At 64.0% G+C, this 21485-nt stretch carries 20 protein-coding genes; 8 read left to right on the top strand and 12 right to left on the bottom strand.

What is annotated here, in order from left to right; translation table 11 throughout:
• The first annotated feature begins 28 nt into the window (after positions 1-28).
• The 3 genes from ACQR1W_RS10050 (at position 29) to ACQR1W_RS10040 (ending at position 2968) form a co-directional block, all read left to right on the top strand.
• The gene (locus tag ACQR1W_RS10050) at positions 29-1003 is read left to right on the top strand and encodes a YeiH family protein (RefSeq protein WP_434851132.1); all 975 of its coding nucleotides are present in this window, start codon (positions 29-31) and stop codon (positions 1001-1003) included.
• Positions 1004-1009: 6 nt separating this feature from the next.
• Positions 1010-1903: a LysR family transcriptional regulator gene (locus ACQR1W_RS10045; protein ID WP_434850644.1), complete on the top strand. Its 894-nt coding sequence runs from the start codon at positions 1010-1012 to the stop codon at positions 1901-1903.
• 228 nt (positions 1904-2131) lie between these two features.
• On the top strand, positions 2132-2968 hold the full coding sequence (locus tag ACQR1W_RS10040; RefSeq protein WP_434850643.1) for a CPBP family intramembrane glutamic endopeptidase: 837 nt from the start codon (positions 2132-2134) through the stop codon (positions 2966-2968).
• A gap of 139 nt (positions 2969-3107) precedes the next feature.
• Here the strand turns inward: ACQR1W_RS10040 and ACQR1W_RS10035 are convergent, their stop codons facing one another.
• From ACQR1W_RS10035 to ACQR1W_RS10005, 7 genes are all read right to left on the bottom strand, one after another.
• Positions 3108-4367 (bottom strand): flavin monoamine oxidase family protein, encoded by a 1260-nt coding sequence (locus ACQR1W_RS10035; protein WP_434850642.1) that lies wholly within the window; start codon positions 4365-4367, stop codon positions 3108-3110.
• A 165-nt stretch (positions 4368-4532) separates the two neighbouring features.
• The gene (gene typA / locus ACQR1W_RS10030) at positions 4533-6359 is read right to left on the bottom strand and encodes a translational GTPase TypA (RefSeq protein WP_434850641.1); all 1827 of its coding nucleotides are present in this window, start codon (positions 6357-6359) and stop codon (positions 4533-4535) included.
• 346 nt (positions 6360-6705) lie between these two features.
• Positions 6706-6963, bottom strand: coding sequence for a hypothetical protein (locus ACQR1W_RS10025; RefSeq protein WP_434850640.1), 258 nt, complete (start codon positions 6961-6963; stop codon positions 6706-6708).
• A gap of 33 nt (positions 6964-6996) precedes the next feature.
• Complete coding sequence (locus ACQR1W_RS10020; protein ID WP_434850639.1) at positions 6997-7251, bottom strand: hypothetical protein; 255 nt, start codon at positions 7249-7251, stop codon at positions 6997-6999.
• Positions 7251-8660: a radical SAM protein gene (locus ACQR1W_RS10015; protein WP_434850638.1), complete on the bottom strand. Its 1410-nt coding sequence runs from the start codon at positions 8658-8660 to the stop codon at positions 7251-7253. The genes ACQR1W_RS10020 and ACQR1W_RS10015 overlap by 1 nt, the downstream gene beginning before the upstream one ends.
• Complete coding sequence (locus ACQR1W_RS10010) at positions 8641-9360, bottom strand: prolipoprotein diacylglyceryl transferase (protein ID WP_434850637.1); 720 nt, start codon at positions 9358-9360, stop codon at positions 8641-8643. Before ACQR1W_RS10010 ends, ACQR1W_RS10015 begins: the two co-directional genes overlap by 20 nt.
• Positions 9361-9436: 76 nt before the next feature.
• Positions 9437-10198 (bottom strand): Crp/Fnr family transcriptional regulator, encoded by a 762-nt coding sequence (locus tag ACQR1W_RS10005; RefSeq protein ID WP_434850636.1) that lies wholly within the window; start codon positions 10196-10198, stop codon positions 9437-9439.
• Positions 10199-10360: 162 nt separating this feature from the next.
• Here ACQR1W_RS10005 and ACQR1W_RS10000 point away from each other — a divergent pair, with 162 nt between their 5' ends.
• Positions 10361-10735: a response regulator gene (locus tag ACQR1W_RS10000; protein ID WP_434850635.1), complete on the top strand. Its 375-nt coding sequence runs from the start codon at positions 10361-10363 to the stop codon at positions 10733-10735.
• Positions 10736-10831: 96 nt separating this feature from the next.
• On the opposite strand, the gene ACQR1W_RS09995 is transcribed toward ACQR1W_RS10000, so the two are convergent.
• Both ACQR1W_RS09995 and ACQR1W_RS09990 read right to left on the bottom strand, forming a co-directional pair.
• Positions 10832-12406, bottom strand: coding sequence for an alkaline phosphatase D family protein (locus ACQR1W_RS09995; protein WP_434850634.1), 1575 nt, complete (start codon positions 12404-12406; stop codon positions 10832-10834).
• Between the two features lie 153 nt (positions 12407-12559).
• Positions 12560-13900, bottom strand: a complete 1341-nt coding sequence (locus ACQR1W_RS09990) for a TAXI family TRAP transporter solute-binding subunit (protein WP_434851131.1) — start codon at positions 13898-13900, stop codon at positions 12560-12562.
• Positions 13901-14260: 360 nt separating this feature from the next.
• Between ACQR1W_RS09990 and ACQR1W_RS09985 the strand changes: the two genes are divergently transcribed.
• Complete coding sequence (locus ACQR1W_RS09985) at positions 14261-14563, top strand: 4a-hydroxytetrahydrobiopterin dehydratase (RefSeq protein WP_008971918.1); 303 nt, start codon at positions 14261-14263, stop codon at positions 14561-14563.
• Between the two features lie 106 nt (positions 14564-14669).
• Positions 14670-15071, top strand: coding sequence for a YkvA family protein (locus ACQR1W_RS09980; RefSeq protein ID WP_434850633.1), 402 nt, complete (start codon positions 14670-14672; stop codon positions 15069-15071).
• A gap of 117 nt (positions 15072-15188) precedes the next feature.
• Here ACQR1W_RS09980 and ACQR1W_RS09975 read toward each other — a convergent pair whose 3' ends face one another.
• From ACQR1W_RS09975 to ACQR1W_RS09965, 3 genes are all read right to left on the bottom strand, one after another.
• Positions 15189-16367: a TAXI family TRAP transporter solute-binding subunit gene (locus ACQR1W_RS09975; protein WP_434850632.1), complete on the bottom strand. Its 1179-nt coding sequence runs from the start codon at positions 16365-16367 to the stop codon at positions 15189-15191.
• Between the two features lie 27 nt (positions 16368-16394).
• Entirely contained in the window at positions 16395-17417 is a 1023-nt protein-coding gene (locus tag ACQR1W_RS09970) for a hypothetical protein (protein ID WP_434850631.1), read from the bottom strand.
• Between the two features lie 572 nt (positions 17418-17989).
• Positions 17990-18964 (bottom strand): NADPH:quinone oxidoreductase family protein, encoded by a 975-nt coding sequence (locus ACQR1W_RS09965; protein ID WP_434850630.1) that lies wholly within the window; start codon positions 18962-18964, stop codon positions 17990-17992.
• Positions 18965-19440: 476 nt separating this feature from the next.
• Between ACQR1W_RS09965 and ACQR1W_RS09960 the strand changes: the two genes are divergently transcribed.
• Together ACQR1W_RS09960 and rlmN are read left to right on the top strand one after the other, a co-directional pair.
• Positions 19441-20046, top strand: a complete 606-nt coding sequence (locus ACQR1W_RS09960) for an invasion associated locus B family protein (protein ID WP_434850629.1) — start codon at positions 19441-19443, stop codon at positions 20044-20046.
• 120 nt (positions 20047-20166) lie between these two features.
• Entirely contained in the window at positions 20167-21378 is a 1212-nt protein-coding gene (gene rlmN, locus ACQR1W_RS09955; RefSeq protein WP_434850628.1) for a 23S rRNA (adenine(2503)-C(2))-methyltransferase RlmN, read from the top strand.
• The last annotated feature ends 107 nt before the right edge of the window (positions 21379-21485 follow it).

Genomic DNA, 21485 nt, shown 5'->3' with positions numbered 1-21485 from the left:
TTCGGTCCGGCATGGCGTGCCGGAGCTGTTGCCCGGTCTGTTGCTGTCAGCCGCGATCGCAGGCGCCGGTTTCGGCTTGCGGCAGTTGCCGGGGCTCGCTGTGTTCAGTCCGATGATCCTCGCCATCGTCAGCGGCATGGCCTTTCATAACCTGATTGGCACCCCTCACCGGGCCAAAGCCGGCGTCACCTTCTCGCTGCGGCGGGTGCTGCGGCTTGCCATCGTGCTGCTCGGCTTGCAGCTGACCGCAGAGCAGGTCGTCGAGGTCGGCGCGCGCGGGCTTGCGGTGATCGCGCTCAGCCTGACCGGCACCTTCCTGTTCACCGTGTGGATGGGTCGGCTGCTCGGGGTCGAGCGCAAGCTGACCGAGCTGATCGCGGCCGGCACCTCGATCTGCGGCGCGTCTGCGGTCATTGCCACCAACACGGTCACCCGCGCGCCTGACGAGGACGTCGCCTATGCCGTGGCGTGCGTGACCGTGTTCGGGTCGATCGCGATGTTCAGCTATCCGCTGCTGCCTGCGTTGTTGCACCTGGATGCGCATGCCTATGGGCTGTGGAGCGGCGCGTCGATCCACGAGATCGCGCAGGTGGTCGCGGCCGCCTTCCAGCAGGGGCAGCAGGCCGGCGAGTTCGGCACTGTCGCCAAGCTCGCTCGCGTGATGCTGCTGGCTCCGGTCGTGATCACGCTCGGCGTGTTGGCCGCGCGACGTGCGCGGCACGGCGGTCATGGTCATGCCGGCGCGAAAGCGCCGCTGCCGTGGTTCGTCCTGGGCTTTGTTGCGCTGGTGGGCGTCAACAGCATCATCACCATTCCCGCTGACGTCCGAACAATGATCGTGACCGCGACCACCTTCCTGCTGTCGATGGCGCTTGCCGCGATGGGGCTCGAGACCGATTTCGCCAAGCTCAAAGCCAAGGGACTGCGGCCGCTCACGCTCGGTCTGCTCGCCTTCCTCTTCATTGCAAGCTTCAGCCTGGCGCTGGTGAAGCTGACAACATAGGACGTCATGACGCTCGAGCAGCTCAGGATCTTCGTTGCCGTCGCGACCCGCGAGCATGTCACGCAGGCCGCGCGCGACTTGAACCTGACGCAGTCGGCGACATCGGCGGCGGTCGCCGCGCTCGAAGCGCGCTATCAGACCAGATTGTTCGATCGCGTCGGTCGCCGGATCGTGCTCACCGCCGCCGGCAGGGCGTTTCTCGTCGAAGCCAAGAGCATTCTTGCCCGCGTCGCCAGCGCGGAGACCGTGCTCGATGATCTCGCAGGCCTCAAGCGCGGCTCGCTTGCGCTGGCCGCGAGCCAGACCATCGCCGGCTATTGGCTGCCGGCCTTCATTCATAGGTTCAATGCCGCGCATCCGGCGATCAGGCTGTCGCTGTCGATCGGCAACACCGAGCAGGTCGCGGCTGATGTGCGCGAGGGCTCGGCTGACCTTGGCTTCGTCGAAGGCCATGTCGACGATCCCGTGCTCGCAGCGACCCCGGTGGCGGAGGATGAGCTGGTGCTGGTCACCCCGCCTGGTCATCCGCTCTGCCGGGCGTCATCGGTCACGGCCAGCGATCTGAGGTCGGCGCGCTGGGTGCTACGCGAGGCGGGATCCGGCACGCGGTCCGTGTTCGAGGCGGCGCTCAGACAGCTCAGTGTCGATCCTGCCGAACTCGATGTTGCCTTCGATCTCCCGTCCAACGAGGCCGTCCGCGGCGCGGTCGAGGCCGGTGCGGGCGTCACCGTGATCTCCCGCCTTGTCGTCATCCGCGCCTTGAAGGCTGGCCTGCTGGCTGTGGCCGACCTCCCACTGCCCCGGCGGCATTTCTTCAGCCTGCGCCACAAGGAGCATCACCAGACCCAGGCGATGCGGGAATTTTTGCGGATGGTGGGTGAGGTGGGCAAAGCGCCATGACGGTACCCTAACGCAGTTCGTACACTCACGTGTCACGCCGCGATCACGATTCCACGGGGCCATAGCCCACCAAAGCTTGATCGCCGGCTGCTTTACATTCGACAGCTTAGCGTGATTTTCGACAACCTCTTACGCGCGAGCAGGATGGGGCCGTTCGCAGGCGGTTATCTCATCCAGCTCGTGCACTTATCGCGGCGCCGTCGTGTTTCTCATTTTCGGGTCTGACCGATGATCGTGGTCCAATGGAGCTTCATCCTTGCCGGCGCTCTGCTCATGGTGTGCGGCGTCCGCCTCATCGCTCTCGGCGTTCTCGCGATCGGTTATGTGCTTGCCTTCATCAACGGCCAGCTGGATTTGTTTGCCGTGCCGACGCTGGTGCTGCTGGTCGCTGCCGCAGCCTGCATATCACCCAAGCGGCCACGCTGGCTCCAGATTCTCGGGCATGTGGTCTTCATCATCCTGACGCTGGGGCTGTCCTACAATCTGCTGCCTGGCTTCCATAACCAACGGGTGATCGGCCCGACGCAGTTCACGCCGGACGCGATCCCCTTCAGCATGTATCTCAATCTCGACAAACCGCTGGCTGCGTATTGGCGGGTGCTGGCATCGCCTTTTCTCGCTTTGTCGAGACCGAAAGAGGGATGGCCGAAAGCCGCAATCGCGGCGGCGCTGACGATCGCGGCCTGCATCATCATCGCGCTGCTTACCCGCTTCGCGACCTGGGAGCCGAAATGGCCGCAAGCCGGCTGGCTCTGGGCGCTCAACAATCTGCTGCTGGTGGCGTTTGCGGAAGAAGCAATGTTTCGCGGCTATCTTCAGGAAGGTCTCGGCCGCGCGATGAGCCGCTGTCGGCTTGGCCCATGGCTGGCGATCCTGATCGCAGCGGTCCTGTTCGGACTAGCGCATTTCCGCAGCGGCGCGGCGATGATCGGTCTCGCGAGCATCGCGGGCATCGGCTACGGGACTGCTTATCGTTTTGCCGGATTACGCGGCTCGATGCTGACGCATTTCGTCTTGAATGCGACCCACTTCCTGCTGTTCACCTATCCGGCACTCGTGCACTGACGAAGAAAGCAGGATGGATTGAGCGCAGCGATACCCGTCACCTTTTGAAACGGGTGGAAAGTTGAAAACGGGTGGAAAGTCTTTACGCGGAGCTCTGGATTGCATCGTCGCTTTGCTCCACCCATGAACGAGGAGAAAGCTACCGTTTCTTGAACGACCTCAGCACGTCCCGCGCGGCGCGTTCGCCGGAGTCGCGCGCGCCGTGGGCGGTGGAGAAGAAGTGAGGATGGGTGGCTTCGCCGGCGAAGAACAGCCGGTCGTCGACCGGCGAGGCCAGCACCGCGCGCTTGCCGGCGTGGCCCGGCAGGGCGTGCGAATAGGCGCCACGCGCAAACGGATCATGTGCCCAGCGCGACTCCGCGAGCGGCTTGAGCTTGGCCCGGATGTCGCTGCCGAGCAGGGCCACCACCTCATCGATCGCCTGCGCGGCCAAAGCGCCGTCGCCGACATCCTCCAACTCGCGCGCGAAGCTGCCGCCGTAAAAGCCCTCGATGCAGGGCTGGCCGAACGGGCGCAGCTGGAAGCCACCGCCGCCGACCCGCTCGCTGATGCCGCGCAGCCCACCGTCCGTCGGCAGATGATCGTAGCCGTCGAGCGCCAGCATCACCTTGTTGTTGACACCGAGCGGCAGGCCGGCCGCCGCGTCGATCTTGTCGGGCAGCGGTGGCAAGAAGCGCAGCGCTTCGTCCGCGATCAGATTGGTCGGCACGGTGATGATGACCTTGTCGGCGGTCAGCGCGCCGCGGCTGGTCTCGATCCGGATGCGGGTGTCCGCATGATCGATCAGGGTGACGTTGCAATTGAAGGCTGCAGGAATCGACGCGCCGTACGCGGCGATCAGTGCGCCATAGCCGCGGCGGACGCGCCAGTTGATGTCGCTGTCCTCATAGGACTCGCTGTCGATCAGCGACACTTGGTCGAGCTCGCACCCGTTCACATAGGTGCAGATCGTGTCGATCATCGCATTCCAGCGATTGCCGGGCTCCAGATAGTCGCTCGCCGGCGCGTCGCGGCCCGTTCTCACCGCCTCTGCCGCCGCTTCAGCGCTGCGTGTGTAGTACGCTTCCAGCGCGGTCAGAAATTCCTCGCGTTCGGCGCGCGGAAAGCAGGCGTCATAGGCCTGCTCGCGCCAGGGCGGGCGGCGCTTGTCGACCTTGAAGCCGAGCTTTTTGGCGATCGCAACGAATGAGTTCTGGTCGGCCGAATGCAGCCAGCCGCAGCCGCGGTCGAACGTCACCTCAGGGGAGGCCATGACGGTGTGGGCGCGGCCGCCGAGGCGGTCGCGTGCCTCCAGCACGATGAACGAAAGGCCCGAGTCCCTCAGCGCATGTGCCGCGCCAAGCCCCGCCGCGCCGGCGCCGATGATCGCGACATCGATGGAGGAGGGCAGACTCGTCATGAGCCCGCTGTAGCACGATCGCTGTGGGCGCTGGAGTTGCCAAGTGTGCAGCTGTCATCACCCGCGAAAGCGGGTGATCCAGTATTCCAGAGGCGGGAGTGAGTGCGATCGAGACTCCACGGCGTACTGGATGCCCCGCCTGCGCGGGGCATGACCACCATGGCGTTACGCCACAGCTTCCTTGGCCTTCTCCGCGCGCTTGCGCTCGTTCGGGTCGAGGTGCTTCTTGCGCAGCCGGATCGACTTCGGCGTCACCTCGACGAGCTCGTCGTCCTCGATATAGGCCAGCGCCTTTTCCAAGGTCATCCGGATCGGCGGCGTCAGCTTGACGGCTTCGTCCTTCGACGTGGTGCGGATGTTGGTGAGCTGCTTGCCCTTGAGGACGTTGATCTCGAGATCATTGTCGCGGGTGTGCTCGCCGACGATCATGCCGCGATAGACCTTCCAGCCGGGCTCGATCATCATCGGGCCGCGGTCTTCCAGCTTGAACATGGCGTAGGCCACTGCCTCACCTTGGTCGTTGGAGATCAGGACGCCGTTACGGCGGCCCTGGATCTCGCCCTTGTAGGGGGCGTAGCCATGGAACAGGCGGTTCATGATCGCGGTGCCGCGGGTGTCGGTGAGCAGTTCGCCCTGATAGCCGATCAGGCCGCGGGTCGGCGCGTAGAACACCAACCGGAGCCGGTTGCCGCCGGACGGGCGCATCTCGATCATCTCGGCCTTGCGTTCGCTCATCTTCTGCACGACGACGCCCGAATGCTCCTCGTCGACGTCGATCACGACCTCCTCGATCGGCTCCAGCCACTGGCCGGTCGCCTCGTTCTTCTGCAGAACGACGCGCGGGCGTGACACCGAAAGCTCGAAGCCCTCGCGGCGCATGGTCTCGATCAGGATGGCGAGCTGCAATTCGCCGCGGCCGGACACTTCCATGGCGTCCTTGTCGGCGGATTCGACGACGCGCAGCGCGACGTTGCCCTCGGCCTCGCGCAGCAGACGGTCGCGGATCATGCGGCTCGTCACCTTGTCACCCTCGGTGCCCGCCAACGGCGAGTTGTTGACGATGAAGGACATCGACACGGTGGGCGGATCAATCGGCTGAGCCGCTAGCGGCTGCTCCACCGTCGGATCGCAGAAGGTGTCGGCGACGGTGCCCTTAGTGAGGCCCGCGATGGCAACGATGTCACCAGCCCCGGCCTCATCGAGCGGCACCCGCTCGATGCCGCGGAACGCCAGAATCTTGGAGATACGGCCCTGCTCGACCACCTTGCCCTCGGCGTTGAGCACCTTGACCGCCTGATTGGGCTTGATGCTGCCCGAGGTGATGCGGCCGGTGATGATACGGCCGAGGAAGTTGTTGGCTTCGAGGATGGTGCCGATCATGCGGAACGGACCCTCTTCGACCGACGGCGCCGGCACATGGCGCAGCACCAGGTCGAACAGCGGCTGCATGCCCTGGTCCTTCGGACCCTCGGGGCTGTCGGCCATCCAGCCCTGCTTGGCCGAGCCGTACAGGATCGGGAAATCGAGCTGCTCTTCGCTGGCGTCCAGCGCGGCGAACAGGTCGAACACCTCGTTGATGACCTCGGTCGGCCGCGCGTCGGGACGGTCGACCTTGTTGATGACGACGATCGGCTTCAGCCCGACCTTGAGCGCCTTGGAGACCACGAATTTCGTCTGCGGCAGCGGGCCTTCGGCGGCGTCGACCAGCACCAGCGCGCCATCCACCATGTTGAGGATGCGCTCGACCTCGCCGCCGAAATCGGCGTGGCCGGGGGTGTCGACGATGTTGATGCGGGTGTCCTTCCACTGCACCGAGGCGGCCTTCGCCAGGATGGTGATGCCGCGCTCGCGCTCGAGATCGTTGGAGTCCATGGCGCGCTCGGCCACCTTCTGGTTTTCGCGGAAGGTACCGGATTGCTGCAGCAGGCGGTCGACCAGGGTGGTCTTGCCGTGGTCGACGTGGGCGATGATGGCGATGTTGCGAAGGTTCATGGTCGGTGTCTTCTAAGCTTTCTCAGAGCCCGTGCTCTGTCCCCGGCGCAGCGCGCTTTCTTATAATCAAATCAGGCTGTTAGCTTTTCGGCGCGCGCTCGCGAAACTCGTTCTGCGGCAGGGGCCGGCAACCCCAAAAAGGAAGCCCGGCCAATGGACCGGGCAAACCTTACGCGTTGCGGCGCAATATAGGCGAGAAATGCCAAAAAACAATGACTGCTTTCACGTCTGCGGCTGGGTTTCGGCGGCGTGGTCGGTAGATCGCTGATTGTCCCGGCCGCGGCGGAACGATCGTTTCGGACCAGGAAGCCGGCTCCCCAGGGACCGAGGTCATGCACGGGCCGGCTCAGCGCCAGCGGCGCAGCGCGAGCACGAACAGCGCTAGGCCCGCGGCAGCCGCGCCGAGGAAGATCAGCCCGATCGGGCTGGTCCAATCGCTGGACTTTAGCTGCTGGCCAAACACCAGGATGACGCAGGCGCTGGGAAACATCAGGACCAGGCCGGCAAGCACCATCAACCCGGTCAGGCAACCCTCGCCCTGCTGCTCGGGCGGATAGGGCTGGCGAGGTGGAAGTGGCGGCGGGGTGCCGTCGTGTTCACTCATGGCAGTACGTGACCGGGTGGGAGCAGTGAGCTGTCATCGCCGAAATGCCTTCACGATCAGTGCGACTCCGCCAGTGCCGACGGCAAGTCCGAACAGGATCAGCCCGGTGAGTTCGCCGGGCCAGCTCTTTTCGCTCAGGGCTACGAAGCTGAAGAATGCCGCGCAAAGTCCCGGCAACAACAGGATCACGCCAGCCAGGAACAGAAACGCCGTCATGCAGCCGCTGCGTTGCTCGCCGTTGGCGACGGGTGCGAGGGACCGATATCCGGTGCTGTCGGGATCGCTCATCAACGGCCTCTGCTCAAGCGGGCGCGGATGCCCTCGATGGCCCCGTTGCGATAAAACAGGTTGTAGGTGTCGAACGGAATGATCTCACCGCCCTCAGTGACGAAATGGATGCAGGAGCGCTTGACGTTGCCGACGCAGAAGTTGAAGCGGTCGAGAAATTGCACGATGGTGACGCGGAAGACGTTTTCGTAACCGAGGTTCTCCGGCACTTCGACCGCCGGCAGACAGCAGAGAAATTCGGCGACGCGCTGGCCGGTGTTGAGCGGGCCTGATGACAGCGAGAACAGCTCGATGAATTTCTCGCGCAGCGCCGGATATTTTTCCGGGCTGATCGTATTCGGCATCACCGACAGCAGCTCCTCCTGCGGAATCATCGAGGTCAGCGGCAGCACGGTGGTGCCGTTGCGCAGGCCGTAGCCGATCGAGATGCTTTCGGGGTTGCAGGGCAGCGGGATCATGTCCTGCTCGCCGAACACGCCGGTCTCGACGACGCGCCGACGGATCTCCGACAGCATGATACGGTCGGTATCCTTGTTGAAGTTCTCGTTGCGGCCGGCATCCTGCACCGGCTGCAGCGTGACCCCGCGGACGCAGCGCCATTGCAGCGCGTGGCGGACGATGTCGCCGATCTCGTGATCGTTGACGCCGCGTTTCACGGTTACGACCAGCGTGGTCGAAAGCCCGTGCCGTTCGAGAGTCTCCAGCGCCTCCTGGCGGATGCGGCGCAGATCGGCGCCGCGCAGCTCGGTGAGCCCCTCGCGCGAGAGCGAATCGAACTGCAGATAGACTTCCAGGCCGCGCTTGTTTTCCGCCAGCCGAGCTGCGAAATCCGGCTCGCGGGCAATCCGCAAGCCGTTGGTGTTGATCATCACATGGCGGATCGGCCGCGCCCGCACCGCGGCGAGAATGGCGAAGAAATCCGGATGCAGGGTCGGCTCACCGCCGGAGATCTGCACCAGGTCCGGCTCGCCTTCGCTTCGCACCAGCGCATCCAGCATCCGCTCGATCGTCGGGAGCGGCGTGAAATGCGACCGCTGCGGCGAAGATTCGGCGAAGCACACCGGGCAGGTCAGGTTGCAGTGGTCGGTGATCTCGATCAGCGCCAGGCAGGAATGCTGCTCGTGATCCGGGCAGAGGCCGCAATCATAGGGGCAGCCGAATTCGGTGCGGCGTTGAAAGGCGAGCGGCGTGTCGCCCGGCTTGATGAAGTCCTTGCAGCGCCGCCAATAGGCCGCATCGTTCGAGATCAGCGTCGATTGCACCCCGTGCTCCGGGCAGCGCTTCTCGTACCAGACCTCATTGTCGAGGATCTGGATCTTGGTCGGTACCAGCGCGAGGCAGGTTTCGCAGAGCGATTCGGTCTGGCCCCAGAACACGTAGGGCCGGGATTTACGCAACGGCGCGCTCATGCATGACCTTTGCTGGCGGCGCTGTCGCCAGCATGGCGGCACTGTAGGCGACAATGCCGAGCGACAGCAGGTGAAACAGCGTCAGCGGTCCGACGATTGGACCGTAGGGCTTGAGGAATTCCCATAGGAAGCGCTGGGCGCCATAGAAGCCGAGCGCAAGATAGAAGCCGTTCGTGATGATGGTTTCGTTCCGCCGCAGCACGGCGGCGACGTAAGCGGCCGCGAAGGCGGCCATCGCGGCGCTCTCATAGAGCTGCACCGGATGACGCCGGAGGCCGTCGCCGAAATCATGACCCCAGGGCAAGGTCGTCGGCGTGCCGTAGGTGAAGTCGTCGAGCCCGGCCACATAGCAGCCGATCCGGCCGACCGCGATGCCGAGCGCCAGCGGCAGCGCGAAACGCGCGCCGGTGCGCAAGCTGATGCCATGCCGCCACTTGTACAGCTCGACGGCGACGATACCGCCGGCCAGCGCGCCTTCGACCGAGCGCGCGACGCCGGCAAGGCCGGAAAGCCAGAGATTGAGGGTGCCGAACAGATACGCGCCGACGCCGGCGCCGAACAACAGCGCCGCGACGTAGGGCCATGCGGTCGACTGCTTCGGAAAGCTCAGGCGCTGGACGCGCGACAGCCACCAGCCCGCGGCGCCCGCGGCGAGCCAGGCAGCAACGTCGAAAATCGCATGCAGAGCCGCCCCGTCCATGACCCCCCATCGTCCGACCTGGTCCGGACTATGGCAAGTTCCACGCGGGGATGGCAAATGCCATTTGCAGCGGCAGCTAGCCGACCGCGGCCTGATCGGTCGGGTAGACGCCGCGCAGCACTTCCTCGAAATGGCCCTTCACCGCTTCGTTGCAGAGGCAGGAGCGGTGCTTCAGCGCGTCTGCGGCGCGCACCATGATCGCGCCGCGCCGGGTGTCCAGGATGCCTTCGGCCTTGAAGGTCTGGATCACGCGGCTGGCATAGCTGCGACCGACCCCGAGCAGAGTCGCGAGCTGCTCGTGCGTCAGCGGCACCGTACCGTTGCCGTCAGTGCGCTCCATGGCCGAGATGATCCATTTCGCCGTGCGCTGTTCGATCGAGTGGATGGCATTGCAGGCGGTGGACTGGAACATCTGCGCCAGCATGCAGTCCGCGTAGCGGGCGAACACGTTGCGCAAGGTCTTCGATTGCAGTTTGGCGGCGGCCAGCCGGGCGACGGGAAGCCGGGCAAACGGGCCGCCGAATTTGACGACGATGCGCGTATAGGCTGGCAGATACCCTTCGCTGACGATACCGCCGACTGCGCCTTCGCGGCCGACCAGAATGGTCTCGACGTCACGGCCGTCCTCGTTGGCAACGAGATAGGACGTCAGCGCTGGGCCGCAGGGAAAATGCACGATCTGCACGTCGTCGCCCGGACTGTAGAGCAGCTCGTTCGGCGCCGCGTGGTCCTCGGTCAGGTAGGGTGCGATCAGCGCGTAGTCTGCCGGGCTCAGCCGCCGCAGGAGATTGTTGTCGGGACGTTCCCGGGCAAGTGTCGTCACACCTTGGCTCAGCATCTCGATTCCCCTGCGGCACGCATGCGTGATCTGTGCACCTTGTGTTCACAAGTGCACCGACAAAGGAACTCTGGTATGGTGGTTTCGTTCCAGGAACCCGCCGGCGTGCTTGTGCGAAGGCGCTGGCTGCGGGGGCCGTCCTCCATATCTGGAACCCCGCTTATGACCGGCTCGCAGCCCGGCTTGCCCGCGTATTATCAGGACGTTCTGATCGTCGAGGACGATCCGATCATCGCGCTGGGTCTGGAAGATACGATCCTCGGCTTCGGCGTGCCGGCCGTGCGCGTCGCCGCAAGCGTTGCAAAAGCGCTGGTGATGATCGATGCACGTGCGCCGGATTTCGCGCTGCTCGACGTCGGCCTGGTCCGCGAGAACAGCTTCGCGGTGGCTGAGCGGCTCGCCGCGCTGGAGATTCCCTTTGCCTTTGCGACGGGCTACGACGCCGACCGCGTGCCGGCGGAATTTGCCGACCGGCCACGGCTGCCGAAGCCATGCTCCCTCGATGCGCTGGAAGCGGCGCTGCGGCGGAAGGGCTGACGCCGCCGCTCGGTGCCAGGAGCTCGCTTGAAAGCCTCGCCCCGCGCGGGGAAAGGGACGAACTGTGCGAGCGATGGCTGGGTCAGCAGATGTCGGTTACCCCAGCTTCGGATCGAGCGTGGTCGACCACAGCGCGATGTCGGTGCGATCGCGCAAGGTCACGGTCATCAGCCCGGTGGCACCTTCGATCTTGACGTGACCGAAGAACTGCATACCGGCCGACGGCGGCAGGTTCTGCTTGTCGAGGCCGGGTGCCTTGATGAAGCGCACCTCGGGGCCGAAGGTGTTGTCGAGCTCGTTCGGCCCGAACGTGCCGGCGTGCAGCGGGCCGGAGACGAATTCCCAGAACGGCTCGAAATCCTGGAACTGTGCCTTGTTCGGATCGTAGTAATGCGCCGCGGCGTAATGCACGTCGGCGGTCAGCCACACCGTGTTCTGGATCGGCGCCGTCTTGATGAAGCGCAGGATCTCGGCGATCTCGAGCTCGCGGCCGCGCGGCGGCCCGTCGCCTTGCGCGAAAGCTTCGGAGCCCTTTTTGTTGGCGGCATCGTCATAGACGATCAGGCTGAGGGGCATGTCGGAGGCGATCACTTTCCAGGTCGCGCGCGAGTTCAACAGCGCCCGCTTCAGCCAGCGCATCTGCTCCGGCCCGATGAAATAGGCGTCGGGACCATATTCGCTCTGTTGGTTCGGACCGTTAGGGCCGCGATAGGAGCGCTCATCCAGCATGAAGACGTCGAGATGCGGTCCGTAGGAGATGCTGCGATAGACGCGGCCGGGCTCGACGATGCTTTCGCGCAATGGGTACATCTCGTGGAAGGCGCGCGCGGCACGCGCCGCGAGCAGCTGGATGTTGCGCTCCTTGTAGGTCGCGGGAAGATCCTTCGAGGCCGACCAGTTGTTTGTCACCTCGTGATCGTCCCACTGCACGAAGATGGGCACCTCGGCATTGAAGGCGCGGACATTGTCGTCCAGGAAATTGTACTTATGCGCGGCGCGGAATTCGTCGAGGGTTTCGGCGACCTTGGCCTTCTCCGGGATGGTCAGGTTCTTCCAGAGCTTGCCGTCGGACAGTTTCACCTCGGAGGTGATCACGCCGTCGGCATAGATGGTGTCGCCGGAATGGATGAAGAAGTCCGGCCGGTGCTTCTTCATCGCCGAAAAGGTGAACATGCCGCCGTCGTCAGCGTTGATGCCCCAGCCTTGCCCCGCGACATCGCCACCCCACACGAAGCTGACATCGCGCTTGTCCGACGGCGCGGTGCGGAAGCGGCCGGTCACCGGCTCGCTTTCGACATCGGGATGCGACAGGTCGCGGAATTTCACGCGGTAGAAGATGTCCTGTCCGCCCGGCAGGTTCTCGACCAGCATCTTGGCGGTGTAGTCGCTTTCCGGCAGCGCCGCGATCGGCGGCAGTGCGCGGGCATCCTTGAACGTGTCTGACGTCGCGACCTCGACCAGCATCTGCGAGGGGCGGTCGGCGCGCGACCAGATCACGCCGCCATCCATGGTGATGTCACCGGACTGCACGCCGTGGGTGACCTGCGGCCGGTCGGCGGCGCGGCTGAGATAGGGCAGGGCCAGCGTGCCGACGCCGGCAGCGGCCGCGGTGGACAGGAAGCGGCGGCGCGACAGCCTGCGCAAATTGTGGCGTGGGATTCGGATCGTCATGGACATCTCCCGGGTTGGCCGACGGACTGTGCCGGCGCAACGGCGCAAGACAGGTAGGAAAACTCCGTGACATCCGGATTACAGCGAAACGCCGCTGTGGCGGATTGCGATCGATGACCGCCTGTCCGGGATGCGCCGGCGACGCTGATCCAGCTAGGTGCCGGTGGCGCGCAATTGCGCCCCGGTGCGCTGAAGATTTTGCGGCATGCTCATCAGGATCAATTTGCGATCGGCCACCGCGTTGTGGAACTGCTCGAGCGCGATGTTGAAGGCGGTCAGTGCGGCGTGATCGATCGCGCCGTCCTCGAAACAGGCCAGCGTGTTGCGCAGGATATCGTCGGCCTCGCTCTGCAGATTGTCGAGCTCCTCGGAGGAATCGCTCTTGCGCGCGATCGTGATCATGTCGAGCAGCCGGTCGCGCATCGAGGTGTTGATGATCCGCTCGTCCTTTTTCAGGTAGCCGGCAAACCATGCGCCGGCCGAGCCCATCGCAGACAGCGCCATCAATCCCCACCAGATGAAATCGCTGTAGCGGTCGAGGAAGGTCTTTTCCTCGCCGTCGACGAAGGCGGCCGCGCCCGGATGCGCCGGAATGGCGGCGTCCTTGTCGGTATCGGGGGTCTCGATCTTGGCGGCCAGCGGGAATTCCGACATCAGCTGCTGACGCACCGAGAACAGCTGGCGGGTGAAGGCCGCAACGGTCGATTCCGACAGGCCCTTGCGCGCCACGATGTGGTGGTTGAAGCTGATCGTCTTCACCTCGTCATCGGGCCGGTCCGGCGAGCCGCCGAAGGCGCCGGCCGGGATGTCGGCCGATTCATATTCCTGGTGGTTCTGCGCGATTGCTTCCGCCGAGTCGATGGCAAGGAAGGTCGGCGTGCCGCCGTCCTTGGTCGAGGCAGCGATCGCTTCGGTCGTGATCTTGCTGTTGACGGGCCCCGCCGCCAGCCAGACGTCGGCCTTCTGGCTGCGCACCGCATCCAGGGCCTCCGTCACCGGGAATTGGAGGATCTCGACCTTGCCGGGATCGACGCCATATTGCTGCAGGATCACCTTGAGCAGGTTGACGTTGGCGGGGGTGCGGCCGATGACGCCGATCTTGTGGCCGGCAAGCTGCGAGATCTTGGTGATCTTGCCGCCTTTCTTGCCCTTGCCGCGACCCGGCGGCACCCACAGCACCACGACATTCTTGCGCAAGGTCGCAACGGCTTGCGCATTCTTCGGCACGTTGAGGTCGCCTCTGATGATGGCGAGATCGACCTTGCCGTCGGCGAGCGCCTGCGCGCTTTCAGCGGCGCCTTCGGTCTGTACCGGCCGCAGCCGCACATAAGAATGATTTTGCGAAAAGGCCTGGGTCAGCGCCTGCACCACCTTGAGGTCGTCGCTGTTGGGGGGGCCGACCGCGATCTTCAGCGGTACCGGGCGCATCGCGAAGTAGTAGCCGCCAGCCAGCGCGCCGATGATCGCGAGGAGGCCCGCGATGACGATGAACACGGCAGGCCGCACCGTGACGCGCGGTGTCGCTGGGGTCTGAGCTTCCACCAGGTCCAATCCTCCCATGATCGCGCTGGCAACAATCGCCGAGGGTCTGGTTCCAAGCCGCTAGACCAAACTTGTAGCAAATATCTTGCAACAGCTGGGTTACATCTGCGTCATGGTTACTCGGATGTGCGCAAGCCGTCTGAATGCGACAGATCGATGATTTCGGGTCTGTTCCGGTGAAAGTTCCCCTTGCGGCGAAGGGGCGCGGGCAGAAGTATGTTCGTACCGGATCTGTCGGTCGCGCCGTGTCCGGCGTGGGCTGTGCCCTCATCAGGGACAAATGAGGGAAAATGAACGAGAGGGAGTCCGATCATGGCGGAGAGATTGTCGGCCGACGCACGGGCCTCAGCCCTGGAGACGCTTTCCGGCTGGACTGAACTGACCGGGCGTGAAGCGATCACCCGGACCTTCACCTTCAAGGACTTCAACGCCGCGTTCGGCTTCATGTGCAGGGTCGCGCTGGTGGCCGAAAAGCGCGACCATCATCCGGAATGGCGCAATGTCTACCGCACCGTCGAGGTGGTGCTGGCGACGCATGACGCCGGTGGCGTCACCGCTCTGGATATCGAGCTGGCCCGGGCGATGGATGCAATCGCCACGCAGATGGGCGCTTGAGCCCTCGGTCTTCCTTGGTCATGCTCCTGCACGTCTTGCGGGCAGCGTCGCCGTCCCCACATTTTGGCCGGGACACTGTCGAGGAATGACAGAAGGGGAACCAGACGTGGCATCCGACAGCACCGACTACACCGTGGGTTTCGAACCGGCCGAGCGCCTGGCGCGGGACCGCGACAGCGTGCGCCGCAGGTTCTGGATCAAGTTCAAGCAGGTGGTGGCGAAGCTGCCCTTCGCCGAGGACCTGCTGGCCGCGTATTACTGCGCGTTCGACCATGAGACGCCGCGACATGTGCAGGTCGCGCTGCTCGGCGCGATCGCCTATTTCATCCTGCCGTTCGACTTCATTCCGGACATGATGCCGGTGCTCGGCTTCACCGATGACGCGGCGGTGCTCGCCACCGCCATTCGCATGGTCGCCTCGCACATCACGCCGGACCATCGCGCCGCAGCCCGCGCCGCCCTGAAGCGGGGGCTGGACGACGCGGCGAAGGCGGACGAGACGACGTGACCTGCGTCGATACACCTCCCGGTAACAGGGCCGTTGCGAGCGAGCCACAAAACAAAAAGCCCCGCGGCGATGCCGCGGGGCTTTTGTTTGCTTGAGGCTAGCTAAGCGTTCGTGTCTTCAGCGCTGGCCCGTCTGGGCGCGTGTGTTGCCGGTCCGCTCGGCTTCCCAGGCCTGGAACTGCTTGAACAGGGCCTCGCGATCGGCGTCGGACTGCACACCCTTGGCCGCGTTACTTTGCTTCATGAAATCATCAAACCGGTCCCGCGCCGAGCCTTCGAACGAATGGGTTTCCAGCCATTGCTTCGCATAGGGGAAGCGTTGCCAGCCCGCGAGCGGCGCCGACAGCGAAACCTCCTTCCACTTCGGATGGAATGGCGGCTTCTGGAAGCCCGGAAACTTCGAAAAGAAAGCGTCAACGAACAAAGAGAGCTTGCGATAACGGTCGGTGTTCGGCGCCCAGTTGTAGGCAGCGAGCACCGCGGGCACCGCGATGGTGTCGACCTTGTCGCCTTCGGCGATCAGGTTCGGATAGTCCTTGGAGGTGAGGGTTGCCGGCAGATAATCGGTCTGCAACGGCCGCTCATAGTCGACATTCACGAGATGGAAACGGCCGCCGTCATTGACGAAGTTGCTGACCGACTTATAGGGCTTGCCGCCGACCACGATCACGGCATCGAGCTCGCCCTTCTTCAGCCTTTCCATCGCGATGCGCTGCTCAACATAGCGGAAGTTGGAGGCGTTGAGCCCGAGCCGCTCGAAGGTGGTCAGCGCCGTGACGAACGTGCCGCCGTCCGGAAGGTCGACGCTGACCCGCTTGCCGTCGAGCTCGCGCAGATTGTGGACCGAAAGCGGCGCGATGACCTGCATTTCCTCGTTGTAGAGCTTGGTCACATAGGTGAACTGCTTCTTGATGTCGTGCGCGAAGCCCTTGCGCTCGAGATAATCGAGCGTGTCGGCGCGCACCACGCCGAGATCGACGCCCTGCAGGAACAGAATGTCGGCCACGCTCTGCACTGAGCCGCGGCCCACGATCGGGAGCACGCGCAGCTTGTTGCCCTCATCGAGCACGGAGGAGAGGTCGGCGCCGAACTGCACATAGGTGCCGCCGATGGTGCCGGTGATCATCGTCACGGTGTTGGCGTTGAGCGCCTGCTTGGTCTGCGCCGAGCCGAACTGGAAGATGGCCTTGAGGCTGTCGCTGACCTTAGCCGGATCGTATTCTTCTGCCGCATGAGCGCTGAACGCGGCCGTCATCATGATGGCAGCGAGGGCTGCCAGCCCACTGAAACGTGTCATGTGTTCCCCTGCCTTGGAAGTCTATAATTAGTTCTGCAATTGATCGAGGCGTCGCTGCGCCTCGGCAGAGCCGAGCTGGGCAGCGCGACGATACCAAGTGCGCGCTGCCGTCGGATCGGCGTTGATGTTGCGGACGTCGCTCGTCCCCAGCACCTGAACGTCGTAGGTCTGGGCCAGCATCAGCGCTGCGCCGGCTTCCTGCGCGTCGGCGGCGCGCTCGAGCAACAGCCGCGCAGCGGGGATGTCGCCGGCTGCCAGCAGGCTCCTGGCCCGCTTCATGATTCCGGCAAGCTCGTCGGCATCCATGCGACGGGCCCTGGCTTGCTGGGACTGCATCGGAGCGGTCACCGACGGTCCGACGATGGCGGGGGCCACTATGGCGGTCGCCGCGCCCGGAGCGGTGATCGAATTTGGCGCGGTGACAACCGGCGCCGACGCGGCCGGTGGCGGCGCGACAGGTGCCGGCGGCGCAGCAGCGACCACCGGTTCGACTACAGCGCGGTTTTGCAACGCGGCCTGATAGGCGTTGGCGATGTCCTCACGGCTCGGCGCGACCGAGGCGGTCTGCACCGGGGTGCTGACCGGCGCCTGCACTGGCGGCAGCCGGGCCGGCTCATTCAGTTGCAAGTCGCGCGCGGTCAATTGCGTGTCGGCTGGCTGCGGCGGCGCGGTCGGATCGGTGGGCGCACCGATGATCGAGGCCTTTGCAGTGGCGATCAGGTCGCGCGTCGCATCCGACGTCACGAGTGCGAACAACATCGCCACGCCGGCAGCAGCGACAACGGCAAGCAGGATGCGCGACGACAAGGACGCGCGTCGCGGGCGCGCTGGCCAATGCTCCTCATAGGGAAGGCCCGCCCCGTCATGTTCATCGTCGTAGTCCGACAAGAACATCGGCATTGAATCGTCGGAAGGATAGGTATCCTGAGATGACCGTCCGAAACGGTAGACCCCCGGGCGTTCTTGGGCGGTCTCCTCGGGATACGAACTATATTCGGGACCGCCTGAAACTCTGTCGTGTGACCGACCGTAGGTCGTACGCTCACCCATAGCTATTCCCCATCATCTTCACGCAACAATTGTGACCTTCAAGCTGTCAGACTTCAAGGCCAGTCGCTTTTGCTAAAGGCACCCCATTGCCTTGGCTAATTGACTATCCGAATCGGCCCAAAAGTGGACGACCGCTGGCGTGAATCTGGAAAATCCTTGATCTCATTGCGGCATAGACATGCAAAACAGCGTGCAGTTAAAACCGGAATCGTAAGCAGAACAGTAACTAAGTGTTAACATTAACCATGCCACAATTTTTCTCGGTTGTATTTATCCGTAAATACACGGGTCGTGATTTTCGTCCTCCAATTGATCTGGCTCGATGTCGATTTCGCGCTCGCTGTGGCTTCGCCGCATCGGTGGACTGCATCCATTCCGTGTATTGACGTGCAATACATGCAATAATTGCATTCTTTTCTGGGAAATTCCGATTTTCCGAATAAGGCAACGTCATAATTGTGGCCGCGCGACATGGGCGCCGCGCGGCAGGCATGTTTCTGCCGCATGCTTCCGCAGGGGTTGCGGCTGCGGATGTGACGCAATGACGCGCGTCCCGCGATCTGCCGCGCCGCTCAAGGGTGCAAGATCACCTTGCCCATGGCCTGGCGCCCACCGAGAATCTTCAGGGCATCGGCGGTCTGTGACAGCGGGAAGACGCGGTCCACATGGGACGATAGCTTGCCTTCGGCCGTCCAGCGCGCGAGCTTTTCCAGATTGGCGCGGTGTTTGGCCGGGTTGACCCGGGTCCAGGCGCCCCAGAACACGCCGCGGATATCGCAGCCTTTCAGAAGCGCGAGGTTGAGCGGCATCTTTGGAATGTCGCCTGCGGCAAAGCCGATCACCAGAAACCGCCCTTCCCAGGCGATCGAGCGCAGCGCGGCTTCGGCGTAAGCGCCTCCGACCGGATCGAAGATGATGTCCACGCCCTTGCCGTCGGTCAGCCGACGCAGGCCTTCCTTTAGATCCTCTTTCGCGTAATTCAGGGTCAGCTCGGCGCCATGCGCCTTGGCGAAGGCGAGCTTTTCGTCACTTGAAGCGCAGGCGATGACCTTCAGGCCCATCAGCTTGCCGAGCTCGCACGCCGCAAGCCCGGTGCCGCCGGCGGCGCCGAGCACGGCCAGCGTTTCGCCGGGCTTTGGACTGGCGCGATCCTCAAGTGCATGCAGCGCCGTGCCGTAGACGATGATGATGCCGGCCGCACGGTCGAAATCGAGATTGTCCGGGATCTTCACGATGGATGCTGCCGGCAGCGCAATCTTTTCCCGCGCGCCGTTGTGCCCGCAGGAGGCCATCACGCGGTCGCCCACCTTCAGATCCGTCACGCCGTCGCCGACGCTCTCGATCACGCCCGCGACCTCGGCGCCGGGCGAGAATGGAAACGGCGGTTTGATCTGGTACTTGCCCTGAATCATCAAGATATCGAAGAAATTCAGCGCAGCCGCCTTGATCGCAATCACCGCCTCACCGGGTCCCGCGACCGGATCGGCGACATCGGCCAGGACGAGGTCGTCGGGTTGGCAGTATTGCGAGCACAGAATGGCTTTCATGGGCGCTCCTGATGTTTCTTGTTGGTCGAACGATGCTGGTAGCGTTTCCCAATGTCGCGAAGCTTGCGGCAGGCCGCTGTGCGAGTTCGCGAGGGGAACCGGCGCATCGTTCTCATGCCGGATTTGCGAATGCGCCACAATTGCCTTCCTGTTTGCGGCGAGACATTGCGATCTTTTGCCCGCAGGCAGTCGATAGGAGTTGCGTTCGCCTTGCAACAGCGCACCTTTTGGCGATATCCGTCGCGCAGGGTGAGCAGGCCGGGCCATCTTCCAGTCACAATATTGATGGAACCAAGACTGGGTGCCGCGAATTTGAGGTTCCGGTCGGTTCACCACACGCGTCATCGGAACTTCAATTCAAAGCCGCACTCATTCATGGTTTGCTAGTGCTCTTCGATTCCAAAGTTCGCAGCCGAGGGCGTCGCGATAGGGTACGAACTCCGGAATCGGTGCACTAGGGGGAAGCACGTCTCATCATGGTCTTCGGGCGACGACTGACAGCGCTGGCGGCGGGCGCCGCGCTTGTGTTCGGCGGTGCGAGCCTTGCAGCGGCGCAGAACGCAGCGCCCAAAGCTGCACCCAAGGCGGCGCCGAAGCAGGAGGCGAAAACGGCCGTGCCAAGTGTCGGCGGAGCCGAGCCGACCTTGATCGGCCAGTTCGGCGGCTGGGGCGCCTATACAGCGACGCCAAACGGAAAGAAGGTCTGCTTCGCGCTGGCCAAGCCGACCGCGTCCAAGACAAATCCCCCCAACCGGCCGCGTGACCCGGCTTATGCCTTCGTCTCGACCCGCCCCTCCGAAAAGGTGTTCAACGAGGTGTCGATTATGATCGGCTACGCCTTGAAGACCGGTTCGGAATCGACGCTGGAGGTCGGCGGCGCGTCTTTCGCGATGTACACCCAGGGCGACGGGCTGTGGATCAAGAACGCGGCTGAAGAGGAGCGCATGGTGGACGCGATGCGCCGGGCCCCTGAGGCCGTGGTGAAGGGGCTCTCAGCCAAAGGGACCGAGACCACCGATACGTTCTCGCTGAAAGGTCTCGCGCAGGCGCTCGACCGCATCGCCCAGGATTGCAAGCGTTAACGGATCGCTCCAAACCCTGCCGGTTCCGGTCGCAATTGCAGCGGAACTTGCTATATAGAGCGAGTATGGGCGCCTTGGGCCGGCAGTGTCGGCGAGCGCGCAGAATTTGGGTCCCTTCACATGACATCGACTGCCGAGTCGCGCGAAAGTTCTGCGCCCCTCGAAAAGATTCCGCTCGAAAGCTACGTGCCGCCGGCCAAGCCGTCGCTGCTCGGTCTGTCGCGCACGGAACTCGCGGCGCGGCTGGGCGACATCGGCGTGCCGCCGCGGCAGCAGAAGATGCGGGTTCAGCAGCTCTGGCACTGGATCTATTTCCGCGGCGCCAGGAGCTTCGAGGAGATGACGTCCGTCTCCAAGGACACGCGCGTCGCCTTGGCCGAGCACTTCACGGTCGACCGGCCCGAGGTGGTCGCCGAGCAGATCTCCAATGATGGCACCCGCAAATGGCTGTTGCGGCTGCCGAGCGGAGACACTCTGCAGAAGGCCCATGAGGTCGAGTGCGTCTACATCCCCGAGACCGACCGCGGCACGCTGTGTGTGTCCTCGCAGGTCGGCTGCACCTTGAACTGCGCGTTCTGCCACACCGGCACGCAGCGCCTGGTGCGCAATCTCACCGCGGGCGAGATCATCGGCCAGGTGATGGTCGCGCGTGACCGGCTCAACGACTGGGCTGACCGCGAGACGCCGCATGGCAACCGGCTCGTCACCAATATCGTGATGATGGGCATGGGAGAGCCGCTCTATAATTTCGATGCGGTGCGCGACGCGCTGCTGATCGCCTCCGACAATGAGGGCATCGGCATCTCCCGCCGCCGCATCACGCTGTCGACCTCCGGCGTGGTGCCCAACATCCTTCGCGCCGGCGAGGAGATCGGGGTGATGCTGGCGATCTCGCTGCATGCGGTGCGCGACGAGCTGCGCAACGAGCTGGTGCCGTTGAATCGCAAATATCCGATTGCCGAACTTCTGCAGGCCTGTCGCGACTATCCCGGTGCTTCCAATGCGCGCCGGATCACGTTCGAATATGTGATGCTCAAGGGCGTCAATGATTCGCTCGACGATGCCCGCCTGCTGGTGAAGCTGCTCAAGGGTATTCCGGCCAAGATCAACCTGATCCCGTTCAATCCCTGGCCCGGCTCGGCCTATGAATGTTCGGATTGGGAGCAGATCGAGAAGTTCTCCGAATACATCTTCAATGCCGGCTATTCCTCGCCGGTGCGCACGCCGCGCGGCCGCGACATTCTCGCGGCCTGTGGTCAGCTGAAATCGGAGACCGAAAAGCTCTCGGCGCGCGAGCGCCAGGCGTTGCGCGCCATGGCGATGACGGATTGAATATTGATCGTTGCGCTCGTCTGCTGATCATGGTCGTCATGGCCGGGCTTGACCCGGCCATCCACGTGCCTGCTCAGGAGAGAAAGACGTGGATGCCTGGGACAAGC

The sequence above is a fragment of the Bradyrhizobium sp. HKCCYLS1011 genome (assembly GCF_051167795.1).
Taxonomy (GTDB): Bacteria; Pseudomonadota; Alphaproteobacteria; order Rhizobiales; family Xanthobacteraceae; genus Bradyrhizobium.
The sequence above is the reverse complement of the archived record's forward strand: the minus strand, read 5'-3'. Positions and strand labels throughout refer to the sequence as shown.